The sequence below is a fragment of the Microbulbifer maximicatervae (SeqCode) genome (assembly GCF_052467385.1).
Genome location: NZ_CP174311.1, coordinates 344,595 through 369,711 on the forward strand (window position 1 = coordinate 344,595; position 25,117 = coordinate 369,711).

The following is a 25,117-nucleotide window of genomic DNA, read 5'->3' on the forward strand; positions in this document are numbered from 1 at the left end:
GCCATTCTCCGCTAGCGCCCTTTCTTCATCAGGTTTTCGTATAGATCAATATAGGAATCGACGATAACCTGTTTCGCATATGTCGTTGCGTACTCCTCGGCCGCATTTTCGATCAAGCTTTGGCGCAATTCCGGCGACTCGATAACGGACTTCATGGCTTTGGCCAGTTCATCAGCATTATCGATAGGGGTAATCAGACCGGTTTTGCCACTGGTAATCACTTCTCCAGGGCCCTGAGAGTCCGTCGCCACTATAGGGCAGCGATGGGCCCAGGACTCCATCACAATAGAGCCCAGGCCCTCATGTCGAGAAGGGCACACGAACATATCCGCAGTGCGCATTAACGTGGTGACATCGTTGCGCCAACCCAGGAAGCGTACTCTCTCCTCCAGGCCAAGCTGGTGACACAGAGATTTCAATTTACTCTCTTCGGGACCGCTACCAGCGAGCCACAGAGTGGCGTTGGGTACCTGGGTGAATGAATGCAGGAGGGTGTCGAACCCTTTATTGATATGTAGGCGGCCTGCAGCCAGGATCAGGGGCCGGTCTTCCGGAGTATTGAAGCTATTTCTAGGCAGCGGATTAACTGGTGTCTCATCGGCAAAATTGGGGATATGGAAAATCTTATCCTTGGGGATGCCTCCGTCCCTTAAATGCTGGCAGATACCTTTACTGATGCCGATCCAATAATCTGCGTGACGGTAATACTTCAGGTTATAATAGTGCCCTAGGCGGCTTACCAATCGGTATTTTTCAGAGTTGGGGGTGATTGAAGTTGCACGTCCCATCCAAGTCATCACGATATCCGGTTGCCATTGGTTCAGGGCATCCCGGTATTTTTTTCGGCCGAGAAAATCCAGCTTGCCACCAAATTTAAAACCTTCGGTTTCAACATTGTTGCTACGCAGTGCCTGTACCCGGTGATCGTGGTTGCGAATAAACGCTTTTTCTGTAATTTCGCTGCGGGGATTTAATCCACTGACGAGACGCACAAAGAAATTCTCAGCACCACCGTGCTCAGCACCGGCGAGTATCTGTGCGACTCGAATTGGGTTATTACTCATAATCTATTGCATCTGATCGAATAGAGTGGGTGCAACACTACCTGAGTGTGCCATCCAGATTGATATCTTGAGCCCAAGCATAGTCGTGGCTAAAAGGCTGTAAGCTTGTGGCTTCGACAATGTACTGAGCGTAGAGCTTCGAGTTCATTTCATTGTGGAAAAACTCCCTGGCCCGTGCGGCCCAGGCGCGTCGCTTGGCATCGTCACCGTTAAATTCGCGGATTTTTTCCAGTAGGTCCTGCTCATTGGAGAAATAAACGACGCTCTCAGCAGGCAACAAGTCATCAAAATGTAATTTATCACTGGTGAACTGCAAAATACCGTTGCCTGCCAACTGCGCCATACGTGCTGAGGAATACCAGTAATGGGTATCCTGGCGATTGAAATTCAATCCCATTTTGGTTTGAGATAGAGCGTGGTCGTAGTCGCGGCCCCAAACGGGAGCCTCGCCGAAGCTGCCATAGGTTTTAAAGTTCAGCGAATCCCCCAGGGCATCTTTCAGGTTTTTAACCATTTGCAGACGCTTGGTGAAATTATTGCTGTTACTGCAGAAAAGCAGGTCGATGGCTAAATCTGTGCGTTCAGCGTTATTGAGGTTTTCAATCGAGGGTTCAACCGGGTTCGGCATGTGATATACACGAGCACCAAAGCCCTCAAATATTTTCAGTTCTCTTCGCCCGGTGGATACAAAAACTGCATCGGCGACTTCCGCGCGGTATTTGATTCGCTCGACATTGCTGGGAACAAAGAGGGGATCATTATTGCAGTGAGCGATAAAGCAATTGGGCAGGCGTTGCTTAATGGCCTTCAGGGTGTCGTTAGTGATCATATCGCAGTGGCCTGCGATGATCAGGTCTGGCTCAAAGGCCTCGACAGTTTCCATTAAGCGTCGGTTCGCCTTTTTTACACCCAGGTCGCGAATACCAAAGGGAGCCTCAAACGCGGCGATATCGCGGTCGCTGAACACTTGGGTGTAGTGGTCATTTTTAATCAGGCCGAAGGTGAGCTTTTGTGCCCAGCTAACCCTTGTCTTGCCATAGCGCCGTAGCTGCTGATAGGCGATATTCAGCACTCTCATGTTGTGTACTCTCGAAATTCAACACGGAAACCCGGATAGCCTCTGCAGTCAGCGGCTGGTACGGTGGGCGCAGAGTATAACAGCTGGTACCCCGGTCTTGTCGCGGAAGCAGCGCAGCAAAACCGAAACCTAGGGAACGACGAACCATGCCACAAGATAACAGTCGAACTGATTTAAACCCGGAGTTCACCGCTGATTCGGTAGAAATAATTTCCAGGGAAACCGTGTTTAAGGGATTTTTCACTATGGTGCGCCTGCGATTGCGCCACCGCTTGTTTCGCGGGGGTTGGAGCAATGAAATAGAGCGGGAACTGTTTCAGCGCGGAGAGGCCGTTGGAGTCTTACTTTACGATCCTGTCAGGGACCTGTTGGCGCTAACCGAGCAGTTCCGAACAGGTGCCCTGGGGCGCCCAGCAGGGCCTTGGTGTCTTGAAGTGGTAGCCGGTATGGTGGAGAAAGGGGAGAGTCTGGAGGATGTAGCGCGCAGAGAGGTGTTGGAAGAGTCTGGATGTACTGTGGACGACCTGCATTTTATCCACAGCTATATCCCCAGCCCAGGGGGCAGCTCGGAGCGGATACATCTGTATTGTGCCCTGGTAGATTTGGAGCAGGCCGAGGGCGTATTCGGCTTGGCTGAGGAAAATGAGGATATCCGTTTGCGGGTATTCCCGAGGCAGAACGTCGTAGATGCGATGCGGGGGAATTACGGCCCGGGAGAAAACCCGATAGACAATGCCACCACACTGATTTCGGTGCAGTGGCTAGAGTTAAATCGGAAGCAGTTTACTCATATGACGCCACCCGCCTGAGCGGTCACAGCTCTTTGCGCTACTTTACCCGCACAAAAGGTAAACTGAGATGTAAGTCACGGCGGCAAATGAATTGGAGTGTTGATAATGGCTCTAGTACGTGAGGTAGGTGCGCACCAGCGCAGGCAGATGAAAATGTCGCCAAATGGCAACGGTAAAGCAGTATATCGCGTCGATTTACCGTCTTATCATGCCGACTGCGACGCTAACTACCTACGTCTACTGAGGCTGCTACCTGAGCTTTCAGAGAGAGAGCAATGGTGCTATCAAATCCCTGGTGGCAGCTTAAAGCTGAGAGTGGTAGCGAGATCCAGGTACACCACAGAAGTGTCACTGGACGCAGAGGTAAATCTCAGTGAAAGCCACTGGCTGGCATCTCCCAACCTGACCGCTCGTCTCTATCACGATGCGCGGATGGCAGAGGTGATAGCAGTTAATGGCTGTGGACCGGTAGGTGGTAAAGGAGTGGATATCGCTTACCCAAATTCCCGTATGCAGCGCGCAGATGAGAGGCCTCAGGCCAACCGTTTTCTCGGTGAGTGGCTTGAGTACTGTCTTGCAAATGGTCGCGCAGAATTTCAATTAGTGCTGGATGGCCGAAAAATTTAATTCTGCGGTAGAACACATGGATGTGATTACAAGGTGAGCAAGTGATTCGCGAGCACAATGAGCCTAGCAGGTCCGATAAGACCAATTCATATCGTCTGATCCAAATAACAGACCCACACATCGGCAGCCGGCCGGATTATCAATTACTGGGTTTGGATACCGGTCATACTTTGGATGAGGTACTGTCCGCAATCGTTTCCAGGCAGCAGGCAGCGCAGCTGCTGGTGGCGACAGGAGATATTAGCGCGAATGGGGCCGAGGCCTCTTACCGCCGGTTTCTTCAGAAAATGCGCAGGGTGCAGAAACCTTGGTATTGGCTACCGGGGAATCACGACTTAAGCTCTCGTATGAAACAGCTAGCCCCACAACGCTGTACAGAAGTGGTTGCCCTAGGAAATTGGCGCCTCTTGCTTCTCGATACCAGTGTTGAAAACCAGATATGTGGCGGTCTCAGCGAAGCTCAGCTTGAGCGTTTGCAGCTGCTGCTTTGGGAAACCCGGGAACACCCGGTAATGATCATGATGCACCACCAACCGGTACAGGTGGGTAGTAAGTGGATTGATGGCCATATGTTGCGAGATGGACGTGAGCAACTCTTGCAAATGGTATCCAAAGCGCCCCAAGTCAAAGCGCTCGTGTGGGGCCATGTACATCAGCAGTTTGATAATCATGAGGGCCGGGTCGGCTTACATGCGACACCTTCCACGTCTGTACAATTTACTCCGGGTAGTGGGCCTTTTGCTGTAGACGACGAGATGCCGGGATATCGTTGGTTCGATTTATATGATGACGGTAGCTATAAAACCGGGGTCGAACGGGTTGAGGTTTCAAAATACTCTGTCGATTTTGCGTCTTCCGGCTACTGAGTCACCTCTCTTTGAAATGTGCCTACTTTTTTGAAGTCCCACTTTGTGGGATTTCTATCGTTTTATTTGAGAGTTTCTAGCTCGCCTTTATTTGTAAAGCCTCCCTTTACGAACTTACCATTATCTTTTTTGTCTTCTGACCGTACAATGAAATTTCCCCAGACTTATGATCATTGATGATATTTGTTTAATGGGGCATACCAGAATCAATAGTAGTATTTGACAGTTGATAAAATACGCTAATAGGTACTGGGGTTTTATTTGTGCTACTGCCCCTCATTTCGTGCGTATTTTACAGCTACTCCGTCAGTTAAGTGGATAACATCGGGAAGTGAGGAATAATAATGAACAGAATATTTGTTTTACCGCTCATTGGCTTGGCGTTATTAGTCGGCGCCTGTGCTCATGATCCCAGTAAGGTGGGGGACTCAAAGTTGGCTGAACAGGAGGATAGCCAAGGTTTAGTTCCCAGATCCAGCTCGTTGGATGAAGTTGCCGCAGCCTTTGCTTTTGATATGAGCGGCTCCAAAGTGTTTATTGCTCCTGTGCAAATTGATTACACCAAGCGCTTTTCTTCGGTGCCGCGTACCCGCTACAGAGAGAAAGATTACGAGCTGGATGATAGGGACCTGCAGCAGATGAATGCACTGCTGGTCAAAACGTTTGCAGAGAAGTTTCTCGAACCCCGTAACAGTGTGGTAGCAGAGGAGCAGGAAGAGGCAGATTACACATTGTCCCTGTCCCTGGAGAAATTTTCGGTAGCCGCACCCCTGGACCCCTCTCCCTGGACTTGGCGCGTCTACACCGAGCAGAGTGCCTATGGCGTACTGGTTGGAACTCTTTATGATCGAGAGGGCAATGCAGTGATGCGCTTCCGGGATCGCCGCGATATCGGTGAGAACTTTGGTGCCTATGGCCCGGGTGGACGCTTGGAGCGCTTTACCAGTGTTACTTTCTGGTCTGATATGCGTGTAGATATGGGGCGGGCCTTTGCCAGTTTGAATCGCACATTGCTGTGATTCCCACACGGTTTGAGGCTTCTGGTTACATAGCGCCCCCGATTGACGATATGGGCGCTATAATCACCGCCTATGCAAACTAATGATCTTCAGGGAAGGCCGGTGCTGATATATCTGCACGGCTTCCTTTCATCACCACAGTCCTTCAAATGCCAGTTGATGCGGGAACGGCTCCAGGCCCAATACCCGCATGTTACCTTCTGTGCACCGCAGATTCCTCCCTATACAGAGGAGGCGCAGAAATCTTTGGTGGCTCTTGTGGAGGGTCTCCTTCGGCAGTCCGATAGGGGACCCATTGGATTGGTGGGGAGTTCTATGGGGGGCTTTTGGTGCACTTACCTTGGTGAGCGCTTCCGATTGCCCGCTGTACTGATAAATCCCGCAGTGCGCCCCGCGCGCTTTATTCCAGCCTATGTGGGGAAGGTTTTAAAACCCTATAGCGGTGAAGAAGAGGAATTCCGTCTTACCCAGGTTGATGTAGATGCCATGCAGCGGGTACAGGCTGAATTGGAGAAGCCGTTGCAGAGTCGCTACTGGTTACTCGCCCAGCGCGGGGATGAAGTTTTGGATTATCGCGATGCGCAGGATTTCTACCAAGGGCAACGCCAGACCATTGAAGACGGTGGCGATCATAGTTTTCAGGAGTTCGCACGCTATTGCGACCCTATCACCGAATTTCTATTTAACGAGCAGTAATCAATAAGAATTATGGCTAATTATTCCGCCGAAGATATTGAGGTACTCACGGGACTAGATCCGGTGCGCAAGCGCCCCGGGATGTATACCGATACCGCACGCCCAAATCACCTGGCTCAGGAGGTAATCGACAACAGTGTCGACGAAGCTCTCGCCGGACATGCCAAGAAAATTGAAGTGGTGTTACACAAGGACCACTCGCTTTCTGTCAGCGACAACGGCCGCGGTATGCCCGTCGATATCCACCCTGAGCAGGGACGGCCTGGTGTAGAGGTTATCCTTTCCACCCTGCACGCCGGCGGTAAGTTTTCCAATGATAATTACCAATTCTCCGGCGGCCTTCACGGCGTCGGTGTCTCGGTGGTTAATGCCCTCTCAAAAGTGCTGGAAGTTACGATCCAGCGAGATGGCAAAGTTCATCGCATTGGCTTTAAGGATGGTGAAAAGGCCTCCGATCTGGAAGTAGTAGGTGAGTGCGGCAAGCGCACAACAGGCACCAGTGTTCGCTTCTTACCAGATCCCCAATATTTTGATTCCGCTAAATTTTCAGTGGTGCGCCTAAGACACCTTCTGCGTGCCAAGGCGGTGCTCTGCCCGGGCCTCACGGTTACGTTTATCAATGAGCAGGATGGCGAGTCCGATGAGTGGTATTACGAAGATGGCCTCAAGGACTATTTGGCCGCTGCAAATCAGGGTTGGGAAGTACTGCCAGCAGAGCCATTTGTAGGCAGTTTTGCAGCTACTACTGAGGCGGCAGATTGGGCCGTTCAATGGTTGCCAGAGGGTGGAGAAGTCACCGCCGAATCCTACGTAAACTTGATTCCCACCGCTCAGGGCGGTACCCATGTCAACGGTTTGCGGGCTGGCCTGCTGGAAGCAATGCGCGAATACTGTGAAATCCGCAATCTGCTACCGCGCGGAATTAAATTGGGACCAGAAGATATTTGGAGCCAGTGTTCTTACGTTCTCTCTGCCAAACTGGCTGATCCCCAATTCTCGGGCCAGACAAAAGAAAGACTTTCCTCCCGTGAAGCGACCGCATTTATTTCCGGTGTCGCTAAAGATGCATTCAGTTTGTGGCTAAATCAGCATACGGAAGAGGGCGATAAACTGGCGGAACTGTGTATTGGCAATGCACAGAAGCGCATGCGCTCCGCAAAAAAAGTTGCACGTAAAAAAGTTACTCAGGGACCGGCCTTGCCTGGAAAACTGGCAGACTGCTCCAGTGGCGATACCACGCGTTCTGAACTCTTCCTGGTGGAAGGAGATTCAGCCGGTGGCTCTGCCAAGCAGGCGCGAGACCGGGAGTTCCAAGCTATCATGCCTCTGCGCGGTAAAATCCTGAATACGTGGGAAGTTGACTCAGGGGAAATTCTCGCTAGCCAGGAGGTACATGATATCGCTGTAGCCCTCGGTGTGGACCCGGGCAGCGATAACCTGGAAGGCTTGCGTTACAACAAGATCTGTATCCTCGCCGATGCCGACTCGGACGGTCTGCACATTGCCACGTTGTTATGCGCGCTTTTCTTACGTCATTTCCGACCGTTGGTCACTAAGGGCCATGTCTATGTGGCCATGCCCCCACTGTTCCGAATTGATATCGGTAAAGACGTTTATTATGCGCTGGATGAATCTGAGAAACAGGGCATCCTTGATCGTATCAGTGCAGAAAAGAAAAAGGGCAAGATTCAGGTAACCCGATTTAAGGGATTGGGAGAAATGAATCCTATGCAATTGCGTGAAACTACGATGGACCCCAATACCCGACGTCTCGTACAGCTTTACATAGATTCAGGAGATGACAGTAATCAATTACTAGATATGCTCCTGGCTAAAAAGCGTGCTGGAGACCGCAAGCAGTGGCTGGAAAGTAAAGGGAATCTGGCTGAAGTAGGTTAAATTCTAATTAATCTCAGATCTATTTTTCTTAGGTTGCCTTAGTTTACTAGGGCAACAATTTAAAGCTCTATGGAAGGTGTTTTGTGAAATTAAGCCATTTATTTATCTTATTTGTTTTTTTAGTTTCTCCTTTAACCGGATTGGCCAAAGACATTCAGTCTTTGCTAAATCAGGAAGTAGATAACTTTATAGCTGAATTAAAAGGTGAAGATAACTTAGCTTTAACCAAAGCTGCTAATCGTATTACAGGATCTGGATTAAGTGATGAACGTTTATTTGATGTGGCTGAACAGCTTCTCCTGGAAAAACACCAGGCGAATATGACAGTTGCTCAACGTGATGAACAAGTGATTAGTGAAATCGTTAATTTGTTACGTACACTTTCGTCATCTGGGAATACAAAATATTCCCCCACTATCAATAAGATAATGCGTGAAAGTGGTAATCGTGCGATTAGAAATCGAGCGAAGCATGTGCTGACCAAGTTTAGTTTTTATCAAAAGCGCAATGCATTGATGCAGAATATGGAAGGCCATGTAGCCACTAATAGCTTGCATACTACACGGTTATTAAATTTGCTCAATAGTAACGATATGATTATGCAAAGATTTGCCGCTGAGGAAGTTGTCCGTGACGGAACTGCTGAAGTTGCAATTCAGGAGTGGTTTTACCAGGCGGTAGAGAAGGATGTTCGACAGCCTGTAGATAAACTGCATATCGATACACTCGCTTGGTACTGCAAAGCACTAGGTACGGTTAATAAAAGTGAGTACAAGGAATTTCTGAACTCTATCGCTAATGATAGAAATGTACACAGAAAAATCAGAAGACACGTTAAGAAAATTCTCGGTTAGGTAGCTATAACTGAGCGAAATGCCTTTTTCATTTCGCTCATAACTCATCTTTCACCCTCCTCTCCTGTTTTCTGTTGGCATAGAAATATGTTTAACACATGTGGCCGCGATTTTCTTTAGGTTGATATACGTCATCTCTTCCTTCTCGGTTTAATCTTGGCGGGTGCATTTACTTACTAATTTAAAATTTCTGAAATTTAATGGCAGAGGAATTGTTTTTGCTTTTATCTAAAGGTTATGTCGTTGGCTGATTGTATATAGGGTATTCAGGCGTGCAAGTATTTGTTTCTGCTTGGTGAGATCTATTAGATGACAATAATATTAGAGTTGTGGATACGTTAACCTTCTTCTTGTTTTCTTAGGTCGTCAGTCTTCCAGATGCCTAGAAATAGGAAATGAACGTTACAGGGTAGGTGATTATATAATTTTGGTAATAGAACGTTATCTGTTGGTAAATCTGTAAAATATAAGAGTTGGCACTAAAAGCTATGTAAATTACCGTCTTGTTCGAAGGAGTAGAGCCGGATTATGGTATGGGATACATTAAGTGCCGTTGGTGAGCTTGTTGGTGCCTTTGCGGTTGTCGCATCTTTAGTCTATCTTGCCGCTTTAATAAGAGTTCAGAATAAAGAATCGAAGATCGCTTCTATGCATGAAATATCCATTGCTCATCGAGAAGCTGTGGCAGCAATATGTGACGGACCAATGGCAGACATCTTTGCGAAGGCGATGAAGGATTTTGATTTTTTGTCGAGTGCCGATACTTTAAGGATCATTGGTTTTGTATATCGTTTTTTTAAGATCTGGGAAGAAGCTTATTTCCAATACAAGGCAAACAGACTCGATTTTACTATTTGGGACTCAATGACTCGTCAATATACAGCATACTTATCAATGGAACCTTTTAAAAGGATATGGGAGTTGCGCTCTGAATATGTAGCCCCCGAATTCCGTGAGTATGTCAACTCAAGAAAACCAGTGGATTTGGTTTTACCAAATTCAATTAGTAATAGGGGTGACTCCAAAGGTTAATCTTAAATCATACCTTAATAGGACTGTGATTTATCTAGATGTTGTAAAAGGAATCGTCATATTAAATTTGGCTACTGGTAGCATCACTCTCAACAAGATCAATAATAATCCAATTGTGAAAGAGATATTTTCTCTTTCTGAGTACCAGTAGAAGGTTGTGTAACCGATAGTCAATCAAAATATATAATGAATGAATATTGTGAGGTCATGGGAGTTAGTAAATCCAAGGTGAGGCCGTGGACTCGAAAATTATATGCAGGGCGAGCTGGAAGAGTTGTTGAGTATCTAATATCTTGAGCTCCAAATAAATATTGGAATACTTACAAATTTTTGTTGCAAGAAATTATCACTACATCTTTTTAAGCTGTTTTCATGCATAAAAGGTATGAGATACGATAAAATAATACTCTATTATCTGAATGACTAGAAGTTCACATTTCTTATTTTTGACGCACGAAAATTTTTAAGCTGCCATCTATTCATCGATTTATTTTGTGTAAACATGTGAGATATCTGGTTTCAAGCTGCTAAAAAATTATCCGTATTTTTGTTGGCTAAGAAATTTTGAGTCACATTTCTTTATAAGAACGTACCCTCAAGTTCGGACAGATGTCTAGCCATTAAAGACTTTTAGTTGGACCTGTTGTTCTAATTCGGAGGGTAAAAATATATTTTTTAAAAAAAGTTCACTCTGTCAGTTGAATCTTGTAGGCTGCTTAAAAGTATCAGTGTGTTTAGATGGCTGTTTCATTATGAGTGCCTTATAAAGTCTCGGTTGTAATGTGAAGAATGATAGTTTATAGATTAAATTAACAAATTATATTTATAGATATTACTATTGGTTTCGTATTGGTCGTTTGCTCTATTTGATGTGCAGGATGATTGGCGCAAACCCAATAATAAAAGGTAAATAGTATAGACGTTGATAAGTGTTTTACACTTTGTTTAGTAGTTATTACTGCCGGCTGCTGAATAAATAAAATATACATAATAATGTCTGCTCGTCTGAGTGTTTGATTTTTATGTTTTATGTTTTTTCATGCTGGTTAATTAGTTATTGTGAATTCAAGAATGAATTTCTAAGTCTTAATTGGCAAATTAATAAAGCAGTCTGAGCCCTTAATCCTGTCAAGGCTCTAAAAGAGAATCAAACCTAAGTCTATAAAAGGGGATGTTTATTTACGAATATATTCGAAGTTCATTCTAATTTTACTTCTTGCAGTGGTTCTTGTTGGAAATATTTTAGTGCTAAGACGATGCGAGAATAGTCTGTATTTTCGTGTTGGCAATAAAAATTATATCTAATTAAGAGCTAATGATAAGAGAGTTTTGAAAAATGATACGATGACCTATAAGGAAAGCATATAGTGAAATTTAATATTAACCTAGCAATCTTGATGTTCAGTGTATATCTTTCAGGTTGTAATGGATCTTCGAGTGGGGGAGATAATCCAGACACAGGTGGCGAGCTTACAGCTGCTACGATGGCGGTCCATTATGAGAAACCTAAAACGCTAACCTTTCGCTGGAGCGATGTTTCTGGGGCAACTTATTATCAGTTATTTGAAAATGCTGATGGGCACTCTGGCTTTGAACCTATTGGAAATCCCATTGCGCCAAAAGAAGAGCGCATTGAATTAGTGGTGCCTTTATTCAAAAAGCTTAATGCCCAATACTTATTGCAAACCTGCGATGATCAGAGATGTATCGATTCTGATGCAGTAGCGATTGATCAGGATGTGATAGGTAGTATCGGTTATTTTAAACCCAGTAATACGGATGCTGACGATCAGTTTGGTTGGAATCTAGCAATTAGCGATGATGGCAACCTGCTTGCAGTAGGTGCTCCTCGCGAAGATAGCGGTGGTGACCAAGAGGATAACCTGACACCTGATTCAGGTGCAGTTTATATTTTTAGTCGGGAAGATGGCGAATGGACACAGCAAGCCTATCTTAAGTCTCCAGATCCTCAAGAAGCTGCAGAGTTTGGAACTGCATTGAGCCTTAGCGATGATGGTTATACGCTTGCAGTAGGCGCATTCAAGGAGAACGGGGAAAATGATAATTTTTCTGCGGGCGCTGTTCATATTTTTTCCCGAAGTAATGAAGGTTGGGTCCATAGCGCCCGACTTCAAGCAGACAATCAAGGAAATAATGACCTATTTGGCTATGCCCTTAGCCTTAGTGGGAATGGTTCTACTTTAGCAGTAACCGCACCCAGTGAAGATGGTGGTCTTGATGGCGATTCTATTGAAGATTCTGGAGCGGTATATATGTTCCGTAATGAGGAGGGAAGTTGGTCACAGTATGCCTATATTAAGGCTGCTGATAGTTCTGAGGGGTTAGGTTTTGGTTCTTCGATAAGCCTTGATGATGCCGGTGCTTCATTCGCAGTTGGGGCTTATGCTGACAATGCAGAGGCAGGTTCCGTTTATCTATACCAGTTGGATGGTGAATCCTGGGTGGAAGATAGTAAGATATCGGCTAGTAATCCTGTCGCTGGTGATTGGTTTGGATTTGCGCTCAATTTAAGTGGTAATGGGCAAATTCTAGCAGTTGGCGCCCCATTACAAAGTGAATCTAACAGTGGCTCTGCCTACATTTTTTCTCGAAAAGAAAACGCTTGGGAGCAAACTGCCTATTTGAAAGCTTCCAATCCTCATGTATCGGCTTACTTTGGAGAGGCGGTAAACCTGAGTGATGATGGCAGTTTTATCGCCGTGGGAGCATGGGGAGAGAAAAGCTATAGCCAAGGATTGTTCGGAGATAGTACAGACGAATCTTCAACTAGAGCAGGAGCCGTTTATACCTATTTATTTAATGGCGTAGACTGGTCTAGTGAAGCTTATATTAAGGCGAGCAACACAGACTCGGGAGACCATTTTGGTGGCTCTGTTGCGCTAAGTGGAGATGGAGCTAGTTTAGCAGTAGGGGCGAACGGTGAGGATGGAGCGGATAGCGGTTTGTTCGCAAACCCTGAGAGCAATGAAGCTGAAAATGCAGGAGCGGTCTATATTTATTAATTGGGCTGTATAATTTGTATTTACGTATAAGGTTAGTTGTTTGAGTTTAAATGGTATTTTTATTATTAATCTAGACCGAACGGAATACGTACAATGTAAATTTTAGAGATCTTTATTCTAAGTATAGATTTTAGGCTGCTCAGGTAAATCAAAAGATTTTCCTAGAGCAGCAATATATCTAGAGTTTTAGCTAAAGCTTAGCTGGATAGTGAAAGAAAAGGATATCTTTAAAATTTATAACTCTCTTTAAGTCTGAGCTTGTAATCAAGCTCAGCTAGTGAAATGTGAGTTTGGTTCTAAATTTTAATATCATACTTATCTCTAGTTCAATTCTTTAATGCATAAGTATTTGCTCGCTTTTTTTTGAGTAGATGGCGCGAAGTACTTTTTTGCTAATCTGAGGCAGTCCTTCTATCGATATTGGGGAGGCAGCAAAATGTGTGGGCTGCTAGCTGTATTTTCAAATACCGTTGTATACAACGGGGAACAGATTTATCGAGCATTACAGCCCCTTTCCCATCGAGGGCCTGATGGTGAAGGGTTCTGGTCATCAGGAGATGGACGGGCCTGGCTGGCTCATAAGCGCCTCAGTATTATTGACTTGGAAGGTGGTCAGCAGCCACTATTAAGTGATGATGGAGAGATAGCCTGCATTGTTAATGGTGAATTTTATAATTATTTAGAGATAAAAGATGATTTGATAAGGCGGAACTATCGTTTTCTTACACAATCGGATAGTGAAATACTTATCGGCCTATATCAAGAGTTTGGTGTTTATTGCCTGGAATATCTACGAGGGGAATTTTCTTTCGTACTTTACGATAAAAGAAAAAACTTAATATTTTCTGCTCGAGATAGGTTTGGAATAAAACCTCTATTTTATTATTGGACAGATGGATGCTTGTGTTTTGCATCAGAAGTTAAGGCCTTCAAAGCGCTTGGCTTGCCGATAGATTGGAATCCACATACTTTTTTGCAAGAAATTAGCTTCTTGCATGCTCCAGCTTCTAGTTTGTTTAACAATATTCATGAGCTTCCTCCTGGTCATTATGGTTTGGCCTATTTGGATGATCTACAATTTTCGACTCATCTTTATTGGAATTTACACTTCCCCACTATTGCGGAACAAGGAAGTATTGTTTTCGATGAGAAAGAGGTTATTAGTGAGGTGCGCGAGCGCTTCTCTGAATCGATTAAGTTAAGGCTCAAAGCTGATGTACCTGTTGCCTGCTATTTGAGTGGTGGCATAGATGCCTCCTCCGTGCTTGGTATAGCGCAAGGTATGGTGGATAAGCCGATCGATGCATTCACCTTATCTTTTGATCATCCGGCCTATGATGAGTCCTCTAACGCAAAATCCATGACTGATTACTTGGGAAGTAATTATCACCCTGTTGAAATTGGTTGTGACACACTGATCTCTTGCTTTGAGGATACTGCTTATACCGGCGAAAAAATGTTCTTTAACGGTAACGCTATCACTAAATATGTTCTAAGCCGAGTTGTTCGAGAGCACGGTTATAAAGTGGTTATTACTGGGGATGGAGCAGATGAGGTATTTTCTGGTTACGGTTGGTTCAGGCAAGATTTTATCGAAAATTATTTAGATACAATTCCAAAAAAAGAAAAGCAAGCTATCTTGCAGAAATTGCAGTCTGGTGATCCTGTTTCCGAAGGCGTTTTTATGGCCTCTACAAGAATGCATCAGTCACAGGTGGTGAAGTCAGCCCTTGGCTTCTTTCCAAACTGGATGCAGAGCTTTATGGATATGGGCACAAAGATATTCCCATTGTTTTGTGAGGATTATGCCAAGTATATACAGCACTTACAGCCCGCAGAAACCCTGTTGCAACACTTGGGAGGTGCCTTTTCAGTTAAGAACAGGTCTATTTTATCAAAAAGTCTATATACCTTTACCAAGTCTATGCTGCCCCACTATGTTCTTACAATGATGGGGGATAGAACAGAAATGGCTCACTCTATCGAAGGGCGCCTACCGTTTCTGGATCATCACCTGGTTGAGTATGTCTCAGTATTGCCGGATAAATACAAGATTCGCGGGTTAACGGAGAAATATATACTCAGAGAAGCCATGAAGCCTGTATTAACAGAGCAAGTATACAAGAAGCAAAAACAGCCTCTTTGGACTCCGCCACTTACAGATAAGAAAAACAGGAAACTTCATGAATATATGAAGGATATTGTTCATAGCCGTGCAACTTTGGATATGCCGTTTTTGGATCATAAGAAGGCAATTAGATTTTTTGAGAAGAGTGATAGCTTATTGCAAGCCGATCAGAATGTTGTTGATGCTGTAAAATACCTTATCGTGAGTGGTATTTTGTTGCACAAGCGATTGATTATGTCTTAGGATTTAATTTTATACTTCAGATGGTTTTGATGGTTTACTTTGGATATTTAAATAAAAGCTAAAATAACAATTCTTTAGCAGGATTTGCAGTGCAGGAATTTATCTAAATTGAGCCCGAATAAAATACTTCTATCCGGGCGTTTTGGTATTCTAGTTTCTCCCAGCAATTACCCCGCCATCAATGTCCCAAATGGCTCCAGTTACCCAACTTGCTTTGTCGCTTAAAAGAAAATCTACGACATCAGCGATGTCCTGGGGAGTACCAACTCTGCCAATAGGGTGAAAGCTATCGAAGGAGGCAAGTGCTTGGTCTATTTCCCCCGAATCGATAAAGGATTCATAAATAGGCGTCTTAACCACCGCAGGGGATACTGCATTAACCCGAATATTGTGATCGGCCAGCTCCATCGCCATATGTTGGGTGAGCGAATGTAAACCGGCTTTGGCCATAGAATAGGCAGAGGAGGGTGTCGCCTTTACCGATTGCTTGGCCCACATGGAGCCAATATTCACTACACTCCCTCCGCCGTTGTCTACCATGTTTCTTGTTACGGCCTGGCTAATAAAGAAGGTGGCACGGTTGAGGTCGAGATAAGTGTCGTAGTCTTCCCGGGTATGTTCAAGAAATGCAGTAGGATTAAAATATCCAGCGGCGTTTACCAGGTATTTAAAATGATGATTGCTGGATTTTATATATTCGATAATATTGCTGATATCAGCCTGTTGATAGAGGTCTGCCTGAAGTGCTTCTGCAGAGCCCATCTGAGTTAATTCGTTGTGGGCTCTTTCAAGTTTGTTGAGATTATTGCCAATAATAACTGTGTGAATTCCCTGTTTCACCAGCAGGTTTGCAATGGCGAGTCCCATACCACTGGAACCACCAACGATTAAGGCAACTTCTTTTTGTTCAGTAGAATCTGGTCTTTTAGTGGAGTCACTCATATTATTTCCTCACTGAGATATGCTCATTACGTGAGTGGAGTTTAGAAAAGAACCGGATAGGTTGAAAAGTAAGCACAAAATGGTGCACTAGTTACTTTTTGGTAAGTATTGATGAAATCAGAGAAAAATATGCTCACGCGAAAGCGCCCGCCCAAGAGAAGTGCCAGAATGGTTGAGACTATCTATGGCTGTAAATGGTCCCTTACTGTCTATCAGCTTCTGGCTAGAGGGGTAAATCGACCGGGGGAAATGGTTCGCAGCGTTGAGGGTTTGACTACCAAAGTCCTGAATGAATGTTTACGTAGAAATATGGAGTTCGGGATACTGGAGCGGATCAGCTATGCAGAGATTCCTCCCCGTGTGGAATATAACGTTACAGAATTTGGACAGAAATTCCTGAGAATACTGGACGACTTGGAAAAGCTACAAGAAGAAATTGACGGCTCAGATTTATCTGAAAGTAAATAACTTTATCCCACCAATACCTTCGAGTTACACTAAGTGTCTAAATGATACTTGTCTCTCCCTATGAATGAAAAAGACTATATAGCTCGTTATGAGAAGCGTAACTTTGACGCTCCTTTAGTTACTGTGGATGCAGTTCTATTTACCTATCACGAAGGCTTTCTCAAGGTGTTATTGGTTAAGCGCTCTGCTCACCCAGAGAAAGGGAAGTGGGCTTTGCCTGGAGGATTTGTCTCTGAAACCGAAGATAATAGTCTGGAGGCGACAGCTAACCGAAAGCTAAAAGAAAAGACATCAGTTATACCGCCCTATTTAGAGCAGCTTTATACTTTTGGAGGGCCCAGCAGGGATAAACGGGGGTGGTCGGTAACGGTTGCCTATACTGCCTTGATTGCCCACCAATGCTGTGCAAGTGCAATCAATACTGTGTCGAGTGTGGACTGGTTGCCTTACTCTCAGATATCTCAATTATCTCTGGCTTTTGATCATCTGGAAATTATTAGTCGTGCCCATGAGCGTTTGGTTCAAAAAGCGCTCTATACTATTGTGCCTGCATTTGCATTACCGGAAACTTTTACCTTGCCAGAGTTGCAGCAAGTACATGAGGCAATAATTGGGAAACCAATACAGAAAAAATCATTTCGCAGGCGAATTGAGCAGGCAAATCTGTTAGTAGATACTGGTGAAAAACGTTCTGAAAAAGGTCGGCCTGCAGCGCTCTATCGTTTGAGTGAAAGCTCCGCTGATCATAAATTTATAAGAAATCTAGAGCTTTAACTGAAAAATAGTTTAGCTTCTTAAGATAAAAAATTATTAACTAATTTTTTATCTAGCTCAATCAAGTATTGGTATCCATAAGTACTATTTTCCAGGCCAGAGAGTAAACTGAAAGGAAGTTCCGAATCGTACTCTCTGGTAAGTGCTGCAAGCCCGCAGGCAATTGCGGCGACACTATCAGTATCACCACCAAAATCTATACAGGTCTTCAATAGTCCAAGGAAGTCTCGATTACTTTGTAGTGCTGTATTTACCGCAGCCAAGGTTTCTAAGGCATCACAGTTGACCTTGCCAGACCAGCTTCCTATTAATTTTAGGTTGAGCTTTTTCTCAATAAGCTTGGGCAACTCAATTAGAGCTGATTTTTGGTAGATTAATAGATGTGCCATTAGGGCAACTGCTTGAGCAGATAAGATCCCCTCTTCGGTATTGTGCGTAACGCTAGCTTGGCATTTAGCCACTGTTAGTAGTTGATCAATATCGGGAATGAGCCCAAGGGGTACTGAGCGCATTGCAGCTCCGTTACGTTTGCTGTGAGGCCTTATCTTGCGAGTTAAATCCTTTCCAGTTTCACAGCTATCGAGAAGGCCTTGAAAGCCTGATGCATATCCAAGGCGAGGATCACGCTTATAAGTGTGGATAAAAGCTTGTGCAAAGTCCGTTTCTTGGGGATTCGAATTCTCAAGAAGGAGCTCAGCAATAGCCAAGCTCATCTGAGTATCGTCGGTATAACAACCGGGTTTGATGCCAAGGGGATGAGAGATATACCCGTTAGCATGATTGTTATTGTTAATAATCTCACGGCTACAAAACTCAAATCCGGCTCCGTAGGCATCTCCAACCGCAATTTCCAATAACATCAAAGCCCCCTAAAAGATTACCGATTAGTTAATATTAACTGGCAACAGCCAATACATCTCTACCTTCAACAATAACAGCCCGTTCTCGAATAGTTTCCAAGTCTTGTTCTATAAGTAACTTTCCGTTGCGGTATACGGTTTTTAGCAAATTATTACGGCTACCAATATCTTGCTCACGAATAGTGTAGGGCGTTCCGTCGGGACGATTTATTAATGCCAAGCGCCCTCTCTTGGAGCGCTTACCGCTATCGGTCGCGGGGTCTTTGTAAACATCCCGCCATAGGCCATCGACTCGAACCGCACTGGCTTTCATGGCGAATCTCATGGTATCTCGGTTAACTTTTTGTAAAAGCTCACCTCCCATACCGAAGCTAATATTTTCAGCGCTCTGTTTTCTGGCTTTCATTGCGCTGAGGATGCCCTCAATGGTGTGTAGAGAAATCCCGTCACCCTGGATCACCCGAATAAAGTCAGGAAGTACTCGGAAACCTTTACTATTAATGGTCGCTCCGAATATTCTCATCAAGCGCTCAATAGTCTGAGAGACTATATCAACGGGATCGCCGCTATCCGGGCGAATTACCAGGGTGCCGCCATTATTTTCTACCCTCTCCTTTAATTCACCGCCCCAGATATTCTCGATAGCACTCCAAAGATCATAGCTGTCACTCACTACAGCGACCAGACGATTGTCACCGCTGAATTGCGTCAGCATATTTTCATAGGCTTTGGCTTCCTGCTCGCGTCCCCAACTGGTCATGGTGCTGTGCTCTGCAGCGGGTATTGAAAATCCGGCCATTGGGGCTGCGTAGTAGCGGCGGCCGGCGAGTACGGCGGCAATGGTGTCTGTGCCTTGGAAATTTACCAGGTGGGCCAGGCCCCCAATCGCAGCTGTTTCTTCGCTGCTAGCACCGCGTGCGCCAAAGTCATGTAGCTTGAAGGACAGTGAGTCGAGGCCCTCAGCAGTTTCCAGTAAATATCGTTGAATGACCTTTTTGGCTTCCCGGCTTTGGGTGGCAACTGTGGTGGGGTACCAAATTGCGCGCAGCAGGGCGGTTTCGATATAGCTGGTTAGCCAGAAGCACTTAGGGTCTGTATTGACTACTTGGACTAAGACATTCCTAGTCGGAATAACGCTGCCCTCGGGAACTGCTTGAATCTCAATGGGCAGGTAACCCTGATGCTCCTGGAGAATGTATTCCCATCCCTCGCGATTAAATGGCAGGCCATGGGCCAGACAGAGCTCCTCTGCCTCTTCGATGTGCTCTGCGTTGATTGGCGTAGTCAGGTACTGCTTGATAAATGCCTGTAGGCCAAAGAAAACAGCCTCTTTGAACTGGCCACCCCGGCTCTCGATATAGCTGCTGACATACTGGGTTCCCTCTGGGTACTGAAGGTAGTGGCTGGTTTTATAGCTGTCGACATTCAGGATTGGGTTGTACTGGTTCATCGCGGAAATCCTCCGTGAGTAGTTGTTAGCACCGGTCTCTCCAGTGCGGGCCTTGCCAATTATTGTCTAAAAGACACTAATAGAGCTAATAGTGTCTTTTGGATACTAAGTTGTCAAGTGTCGGCGTGTTTTTTTGGGTATTGGTGGGGTAATGCGAGTTGTTGAATGTGCAAGAGGTGGCAATTGGCCACCTCCTACCAGCTTTAGGCGCCGCCAATCAGGGATTGAATGATGAAATAGTGGTCTTCAAATAGCTGCTGAGGGTCCAGATCAGCGAGGGGAACCCAGCGGGCATGGCGAGCGTCGTCACCGCCCTTTACCTTGGGAAGCTGTTGGCTGGGAGCCAGTTCTATGTAATAGGCGTGCGTGATGGTCCTTCCACGAGCCGAGCGATAGGGTTCATCGAATACATCCTGCCGGCGTATAGATCCTTTCAACACTGGTGTCGGGACTTTAAGGCGTGTTTCCTCTCGCAATTCTCGCAGGCAAGCATCGATCAGTCGCTCACCGGGGTCGACAAAACCACCGGGCAGCGCCCATAAACCCCGCCCGGGAAAAGCTCGTCGCTCTATCAGCAGGATATGGCCAGATTGGACCACTACAGCATCGACAGTAACGTGAGTTGGCGGATAGGGAGCGGTGGCCCAGGAGGATCTGTAGCGCTGGATAAATGCCATTTCTTCGCGCATTTCGCCGTAGGCTGGATTGGTCTCCACAAACTCTCTTAATGCGCCAATAGTGCCCTCTGGCAATTGCATTTCCTGACCGAGTGAATTCAACAGGCTATCGGCGCTGTCGGTAAATAGTGCCTCCCTAAAGGGGGTTGCACTGATTTCGTTGTGATTCTCCACCCCAAGGGATTCCCACTGGGGGAAGAGGTTGAGGTAAAAACCGCTCTGGTCTTTCTGGTGCCCGATTAATGCAATTTGGGGTGGCTTGTGGGGAATGCTGTGATGAGCAGTCACTATGCCGTTAACGGAGTTTTGTACATTGCGTACCCACAGTTCATCATTGTAAGGCACATCCATTAAAGGTAGGCAGGTCAGGCGCTTGTTGTCACTCTCGCTTAAGCTTTTCCTGATAAATTGTTCCCGCTCGCGATGAGTCCAGGGGTTGCGAGGATTGCGGGGCTGGTTGGCGGAGCCAATCAGGATAATCAGGTGCTGGGCCTGAGCTAATCCGCACTGGACTACTTTTAGATGTCCGGAATGGAATGGCTGGAATCGACCGATAAAAACGGCAAAATCGTAGTGCTGGGCCATAGCAGCAAGCTCCTTGCTGTGAATAAACCCCGGTCTCTCCAGGGCTTGAATAATGGGTCTTGAAATATTATGTGTCTAATAGACACTAATGGCAAGTGGGCTTAAATTCAATTTTTAGTGGTTTATCGAAGAGGTGGGGTTATATTTCAGTGTCCGAGCCGATTTACTTTTTTTGAGTGTATGAGTAGAACTGATGTGCCGCTGGTTGTTGTTCATTTCCTTATTGAGTTTGGAAGCCTTTGCGCAGGAAATAGAGCCATTTACTACTGATGGTTGTAGCGCATTTCCCGATGGAACTTTTGATCAACAGGAGTTGTGGCTCGACTGCTGTATTGCCCATGATTATGCCTACTGGAAAGGGGGCACATACGATGAACGCGAGCAGGCGGATAAAGATCTGGAGGTCTGTGTAGCTGGAACCGGGGAAGAAGAAGTTGCACTAATGATGTTACTGGGAGTTCGGGTTGGCGGTACGCCTTTTTTACCCACCCCATTTCGCTGGGGGTATGGCTGGCCCTATTTGCGTGGCTACAAGGCTTTGTCACCGGTGGAATTACAGGCAATAAAACAATCAGAGGGTGAACTTTGACGGTAATCAGGAAAAGATAGTCACAGAGACAAATTGTTCGCGTTTATTTGAGGTACTTTATTCAATGGGACTAACAGCTAAAGCCTGTAAATAAATATCTGCAAAACCCTCCTTGAGCCACTGCATCAAATTGCGCACCCGTAATAATTGGTGGCGTAGGGGCGGGCATACCATCGAGAGCTCGGTAGACTCAGACCAGCCGGGCAGAATTTCAACCAGGCGTCCACTGGCAATATCTGCCTGGACATAGATATCTGCTAGCCGGGTAATTCCAAGTCCCTCAATTGCAGCGCGATGCATTACCCTTCCGCTAATCAATTTAGTGCTGTTTTCAACTTGCACAACCTGTTGATTCTTACCTCGTGTTAGCAGCCATTGATCCACACTGCCGGAAATTAGCGGTACAGATGCTAAGTCAGCAGGTTTTTCTATAGGTCCATATTCTTGAAGGAACTTTGGGCTGGCTACGTATCGGGTTTTGATAGTGTGAAGTTTACGCACGATTAGAGAGGAGTCCGGCAAACTGCCCATACGAATAACCAAATCGTACTGGTCTTGAATCAAATCTACTCGGGTGCTGGAAAAGTCCAGATGAACTCTAACTCCTGGATTGGCCTGCTGAAACTTGATCACCAGCGGAGCAATTAAGCTCTCCCCGATAACGCCACCAACAGCGTTGATGCGGATGTTTCCCTCCAGTCCTCCCTTTGATTCACTGGCCCACTCGGCGGCTGAATCCAACTGCTGCATCGCTTGTTTGCAACGCAAATAGTAACCCTCACCAATCTCGGTAAGACGCAGTTGTCTTGTCGTGCGGTAGAGAAGCTGTATATCCAGGGTTGTTTCCAGCTCTGTGACCAGTTGGCTCAAATTGGCCTTGGAAAAGCCGCTGTCCCGCGCTGCAGCGGTGAAGCTTCCGGCATCGGCGACCTGAATAAATGCACGAATAGCGCGCCATGAGATATTGTTCATAAAAACCAAACAATGTTTTCCGATTGGTTGGGCTAATCATATTAGTCGGAATTCCTATACTGGGTCTACTTAAACAAAACTATCCGTCGGGATAACTCATTGAAGGAGAGAGAGCCCATGTCCAAACCACTCGTTGTTATTACTGGAGCCAGTTCAGGTATTGGTGCTGCCATTGCTCAACATATGTCTGCTGCCGGGCACCCTCTATTATTGTTGGCAAGACGTGTGGACAAACTGGAAGCTTTAAATCTGCCAAATACTCTTTGCAGGAAAGTGGATGTGACTGATATGGCAGCCTTGCGCGAGGCAATTCGTGAGGCTGAGACTCAGTTTGGTCCGGTTGATTGCCTGATTAACAATGCCGGCAAAATGTTATTGGGCAATATTGAAACCCAGAACCCCGATGAGTGGCGGCAAATGTTTGATGTGAATGTATTGGCCTTACTTAACGGTATGCAGGCGGTTTTGGAAGATATGAAAGCTCGCCACTCTGGGACTATTATCAATATCAGTTCTATTGCCGGTGTAAAAACATTTATCAATCATGCCGCGTACTGCGGTACCAAATATGCTGTCTCTGCTATTGGTGAAACCGTGCGTGAGGAAGTGGCGCCTAGCGGAGTACGTGTAATGACTATATGCCCCGGCGCGGTGGAAACAGAGCTGCTAAGCCACACTACCTCAGCAGAAATTATTGAGGCCTATCAACAATGGAAAGAATCCATTGGTGGCGCAATTAATGCAGAGGATATTGCTCGCACAGCACTGTTCATGTACTCCCAGCCCCAGCATGTGAATATTCGAGAGGTTCAAATTGCAGCAACAGGGCAGGGACAGTAATTCTGATTTTGTACCGCCCAAGCACTAATCGTTTTTCCAAGTAATATTTCTTTTGTTAATATCGCCAGCTTAAGCCAGCTAATCGGAGTGGCTTAGGCTGGAAGGGATAGTAAAAGACATGGAGATACCAGTGCGAAGAACGATTTTAATTGCCGGCCTGATTTTATGTTCCTCTGCGTTTGCACAGCAAATTACAGATGAGCAAGAGAGTGGCGTTGCGGAAGCGGCAAAATCAGTAATGTCTAACATCGTCAGTTTTGGCAAAAACCTGATGGATGGCGCCAGTGAAGGTGTGGTTGATGGGCGTAAATCAGGGCAGAGTACTGATGGTTCTGTTCTTATCAATACCCTGGAAGACCTCAATAAGTATCTGGAAACCGATGTTATCGCAGTGACGGCCCATGCAGAGAGTGGTTGCTATGTTGAAGTTGGTTTTAAAAATCAAAATGACTTCCCTGTGAGGTTAATCGACCTGGATAACTCCGAGGCAGTGATTCTTATTGACCAGGATGGCTATGCAACCAACTTGTTTAGGGGCAAAGGAAACCCCGAAGAACTTACGATCCCTAGTAATGCTGGACGCAAACAAAAGTTCTACTTTGCTATAGAGTGGGATCAAGTGCGTGAAATCCGAATTCTCGGTAAAGTCATGCAACCATAGCCAGTAACTGGCGTTGAAGAGAAGTGGAGCTGTGGCTGGGGTTGTGGATACCCAGCCTGCTACGCGGCTAATCCACTTCTTGAAATAGCTTTTGAATAGATGAGAAGTCCAAATCACTACCTCCGCGCAAATTGAGAATTCCATAGAGATTGCGCGCCATTGAGCCGAGAGGCGTATAGCTTTTACTTTGAGTGGCGGCTTCCTGGGCCAACCCCAGGTCCTTACACATAAGTCTTACCATAAATCCACCGCTATAGTTTTTACTCGCTGGAACTTCGGGCATTACTCCGGGATAGGGATTGTAATTTTGTAGGGACCAATTGGCTCCTGAACTCTTTAACATAATGTCGGAGAGCACATTGGGGTCGAGTCCATTAGCTACCCCCATTTGTAGGGCTTCAGCGGTACCGATCATATGAATAGCCAGCAGCATATTGTTACAAATCTTTGCTGTTTGGCCAGATCCCGCTGCTCCGGCATAGAAAATATTGCTACCCATTGGCTCTAGAACTTCCCGGGCCCTGTCGACATCACCGGCCTCTCCACCACACATAAAACTCAAAGTTCCTTTGGTAGCACCCGCCACCCCCCCGGAAACCGGGGCTTCTATGGCTTGTAGGCCTTTGATTCTGGCTTCACGAATAAGGCGCTTAGAACTGTTGGAAGAAATAGTGGAGCAGTCGATAATCAAACAGTCGCGAGAAATACTGTCGAGCAGTTTGTCGGTATCAATATACAGGCACTCAACCGCCGCGCTATTAGGCAGCATACTTACCACAAAATCTGCTTCCTCGACGGACTCTTGGGGAGAGGAACACTTTTTGATACCGCTTTCTACAGCGGTATCCAGTATTTCAGTGACCGGGTCAAACCCTTTAACTTCAAAGCCCGCCTTGACCAGGTTGGTGGCCATAGGCAGTCCCATATGGCCTAACCCTAAAAATGCGACTGTTTTAGTCATGCTGCTCTCCGGGTAACA

General features: G+C 45.9%; 23 protein-coding genes. 15 read left to right on the top strand and 8 right to left on the bottom strand.

The genetic code is table 11. The annotated features are described in order from the left end of the window. Nucleotides 1–11: 11 nt before the first annotated feature. Together ACJJIR_RS01600 and ACJJIR_RS01605 are read right to left on the bottom strand one after the other, a co-directional pair. Complete coding sequence (locus ACJJIR_RS01600) at nucleotides 12–1,064, bottom strand: glycosyltransferase (protein ID WP_444907082.1); 1,053 nt, start codon at nucleotides 1,062–1,064, stop codon at nucleotides 12–14. 37 nt (nucleotides 1,065–1,101) lie between these two features. After that, nucleotides 1,102–2,142: a glycosyltransferase family protein gene (locus ACJJIR_RS01605; RefSeq protein ID WP_444907083.1), complete on the bottom strand. Its 1,041-nt coding sequence runs from the start codon at nucleotides 2,140–2,142 to the stop codon at nucleotides 1,102–1,104. A gap of 146 nt (nucleotides 2,143–2,288) precedes the next feature. Here ACJJIR_RS01605 and ACJJIR_RS01610 point away from each other — a divergent pair, with 146 nt between their 5' ends. The 10 genes from ACJJIR_RS01610 (at nucleotide 2,289) to asnB (ending at nucleotide 15,320) form a co-directional block, all read left to right on the top strand. Further along, entirely contained in the window at nucleotides 2,289–2,951 is a 663-nt protein-coding gene (locus tag ACJJIR_RS01610; protein ID WP_444907084.1) for an NUDIX domain-containing protein, read from the top strand. 87 nt (nucleotides 2,952–3,038) lie between these two features. Next, nucleotides 3,039–3,560 (top strand): DUF1249 domain-containing protein, encoded by a 522-nt coding sequence (locus ACJJIR_RS01615; protein WP_444907085.1) that lies wholly within the window; start codon nucleotides 3,039–3,041, stop codon nucleotides 3,558–3,560. A 41-nt stretch (nucleotides 3,561–3,601) separates the two neighbouring features. After that, nucleotides 3,602–4,426, top strand: a complete 825-nt coding sequence (cpdA, locus tag ACJJIR_RS01620; RefSeq protein ID WP_444892187.1) for a 3',5'-cyclic-AMP phosphodiesterase — start codon at nucleotides 3,602–3,604, stop codon at nucleotides 4,424–4,426. Nucleotides 4,427–4,770: 344 nt separating this feature from the next. Then, nucleotides 4,771–5,445, top strand: coding sequence for a hypothetical protein (locus ACJJIR_RS01625; protein WP_444907086.1), 675 nt, complete (start codon nucleotides 4,771–4,773; stop codon nucleotides 5,443–5,445). A 102-nt stretch (nucleotides 5,446–5,547) separates the two neighbouring features. Next, a complete protein-coding gene (locus ACJJIR_RS01630) occupies nucleotides 5,548–6,141 on the top strand; it encodes a YqiA/YcfP family alpha/beta fold hydrolase (protein WP_444907087.1) in 594 nt (197 codons plus the stop codon). A 12-nt stretch (nucleotides 6,142–6,153) separates the two neighbouring features. Continuing rightward, nucleotides 6,154–8,040 carry a DNA topoisomerase IV subunit B gene (gene parE / locus ACJJIR_RS01635; RefSeq protein WP_444907088.1) on the top strand — a complete coding sequence of 629 codons (1,887 nt, stop codon included), beginning with the start codon at nucleotides 6,154–6,156 and terminating at the stop codon, nucleotides 8,038–8,040. 83 nt (nucleotides 8,041–8,123) lie between these two features. Then, nucleotides 8,124–8,894 (top strand): hypothetical protein, encoded by a 771-nt coding sequence (locus ACJJIR_RS01640; RefSeq protein WP_444907089.1) that lies wholly within the window; start codon nucleotides 8,124–8,126, stop codon nucleotides 8,892–8,894. A 528-nt stretch (nucleotides 8,895–9,422) separates the two neighbouring features. After that, entirely contained in the window at nucleotides 9,423–9,926 is a 504-nt protein-coding gene (locus ACJJIR_RS01645) for a hypothetical protein (protein WP_444907090.1), read from the top strand. A gap of 1,367 nt (nucleotides 9,927–11,293) precedes the next feature. Beyond that, nucleotides 11,294–12,949, top strand: a complete 1,656-nt coding sequence (locus ACJJIR_RS01650) for a histidine kinase (protein ID WP_444907091.1) — start codon at nucleotides 11,294–11,296, stop codon at nucleotides 12,947–12,949. Between the two features lie 436 nt (nucleotides 12,950–13,385). After that, nucleotides 13,386–15,320 (top strand): asparagine synthase (glutamine-hydrolyzing), encoded by a 1,935-nt coding sequence (gene asnB / locus ACJJIR_RS01655; RefSeq protein ID WP_444907092.1) that lies wholly within the window; start codon nucleotides 13,386–13,388, stop codon nucleotides 15,318–15,320. Nucleotides 15,321–15,470: 150 nt separating this feature from the next. On the opposite strand, the gene ACJJIR_RS01660 is transcribed toward asnB, so the two are convergent. Next, entirely contained in the window at nucleotides 15,471–16,262 is a 792-nt protein-coding gene (locus tag ACJJIR_RS01660; RefSeq protein WP_444907093.1) for an SDR family NAD(P)-dependent oxidoreductase, read from the bottom strand. 111 nt (nucleotides 16,263–16,373) lie between these two features. Here ACJJIR_RS01660 and ACJJIR_RS01665 point away from each other — a divergent pair, with 111 nt between their 5' ends. Then, nucleotides 16,374–16,730 (top strand): winged helix-turn-helix transcriptional regulator, encoded by a 357-nt coding sequence (locus tag ACJJIR_RS01665; protein ID WP_444907094.1) that lies wholly within the window; start codon nucleotides 16,374–16,376, stop codon nucleotides 16,728–16,730. Between the two features lie 60 nt (nucleotides 16,731–16,790). After that, nucleotides 16,791–17,504 (top strand): NUDIX hydrolase, encoded by a 714-nt coding sequence (locus ACJJIR_RS01670; protein WP_444907095.1) that lies wholly within the window; start codon nucleotides 16,791–16,793, stop codon nucleotides 17,502–17,504. Nucleotides 17,505–17,524: 20 nt separating this feature from the next. Here the strand turns inward: ACJJIR_RS01670 and ACJJIR_RS01675 are convergent, their stop codons facing one another. From ACJJIR_RS01675 to ACJJIR_RS01685, 3 genes are all read right to left on the bottom strand, one after another. Beyond that, a complete protein-coding gene (locus ACJJIR_RS01675; protein WP_444907096.1) occupies nucleotides 17,525–18,364 on the bottom strand; it encodes an ADP-ribosylglycohydrolase family protein in 840 nt (279 codons plus the stop codon). A 34-nt stretch (nucleotides 18,365–18,398) separates the two neighbouring features. Then, nucleotides 18,399–19,814 (bottom strand): nicotinate phosphoribosyltransferase, encoded by a 1,416-nt coding sequence (locus tag ACJJIR_RS01680; protein ID WP_444907097.1) that lies wholly within the window; start codon nucleotides 19,812–19,814, stop codon nucleotides 18,399–18,401. A 203-nt stretch (nucleotides 19,815–20,017) separates the two neighbouring features. Further along, nucleotides 20,018–21,076 (bottom strand): bifunctional nicotinamide-nucleotide adenylyltransferase/Nudix hydroxylase, encoded by a 1,059-nt coding sequence (locus tag ACJJIR_RS01685; RefSeq protein ID WP_444907098.1) that lies wholly within the window; start codon nucleotides 21,074–21,076, stop codon nucleotides 20,018–20,020. A gap of 193 nt (nucleotides 21,077–21,269) precedes the next feature. On the opposite strand from ACJJIR_RS01685, the gene ACJJIR_RS01690 reads away from it, so the two are divergent. Continuing rightward, on the top strand, nucleotides 21,270–21,665 hold the full coding sequence (locus ACJJIR_RS01690; RefSeq protein WP_282931030.1) for an FAD-binding oxidoreductase: 396 nt from the start codon (nucleotides 21,270–21,272) through the stop codon (nucleotides 21,663–21,665). Between the two features lie 57 nt (nucleotides 21,666–21,722). Here ACJJIR_RS01690 and ACJJIR_RS01695 read toward each other — a convergent pair whose 3' ends face one another. Next, complete coding sequence (locus ACJJIR_RS01695; protein WP_413663530.1) at nucleotides 21,723–22,637, bottom strand: LysR family transcriptional regulator; 915 nt, start codon at nucleotides 22,635–22,637, stop codon at nucleotides 21,723–21,725. Nucleotides 22,638–22,754: 117 nt separating this feature from the next. On the opposite strand from ACJJIR_RS01695, the gene ACJJIR_RS01700 reads away from it, so the two are divergent. Next, the gene (locus tag ACJJIR_RS01700; protein ID WP_444907099.1) at nucleotides 22,755–23,477 is read left to right on the top strand and encodes an SDR family oxidoreductase; all 723 of its coding nucleotides are present in this window, start codon (nucleotides 22,755–22,757) and stop codon (nucleotides 23,475–23,477) included. Nucleotides 23,478–23,607: 130 nt separating this feature from the next. Next, nucleotides 23,608–24,138 carry a hypothetical protein gene (locus tag ACJJIR_RS01705; RefSeq protein WP_444907100.1) on the top strand — a complete coding sequence of 177 codons (531 nt, stop codon included), beginning with the start codon at nucleotides 23,608–23,610 and terminating at the stop codon, nucleotides 24,136–24,138. A 67-nt stretch (nucleotides 24,139–24,205) separates the two neighbouring features. Here the strand turns inward: ACJJIR_RS01705 and mmsB are convergent, their stop codons facing one another. Next, complete coding sequence (gene mmsB / locus ACJJIR_RS01710) at nucleotides 24,206–25,099, bottom strand: 3-hydroxyisobutyrate dehydrogenase (protein ID WP_444907101.1); 894 nt, start codon at nucleotides 25,097–25,099, stop codon at nucleotides 24,206–24,208. Nucleotides 25,100–25,117: the final 18 nt, after the last annotated feature.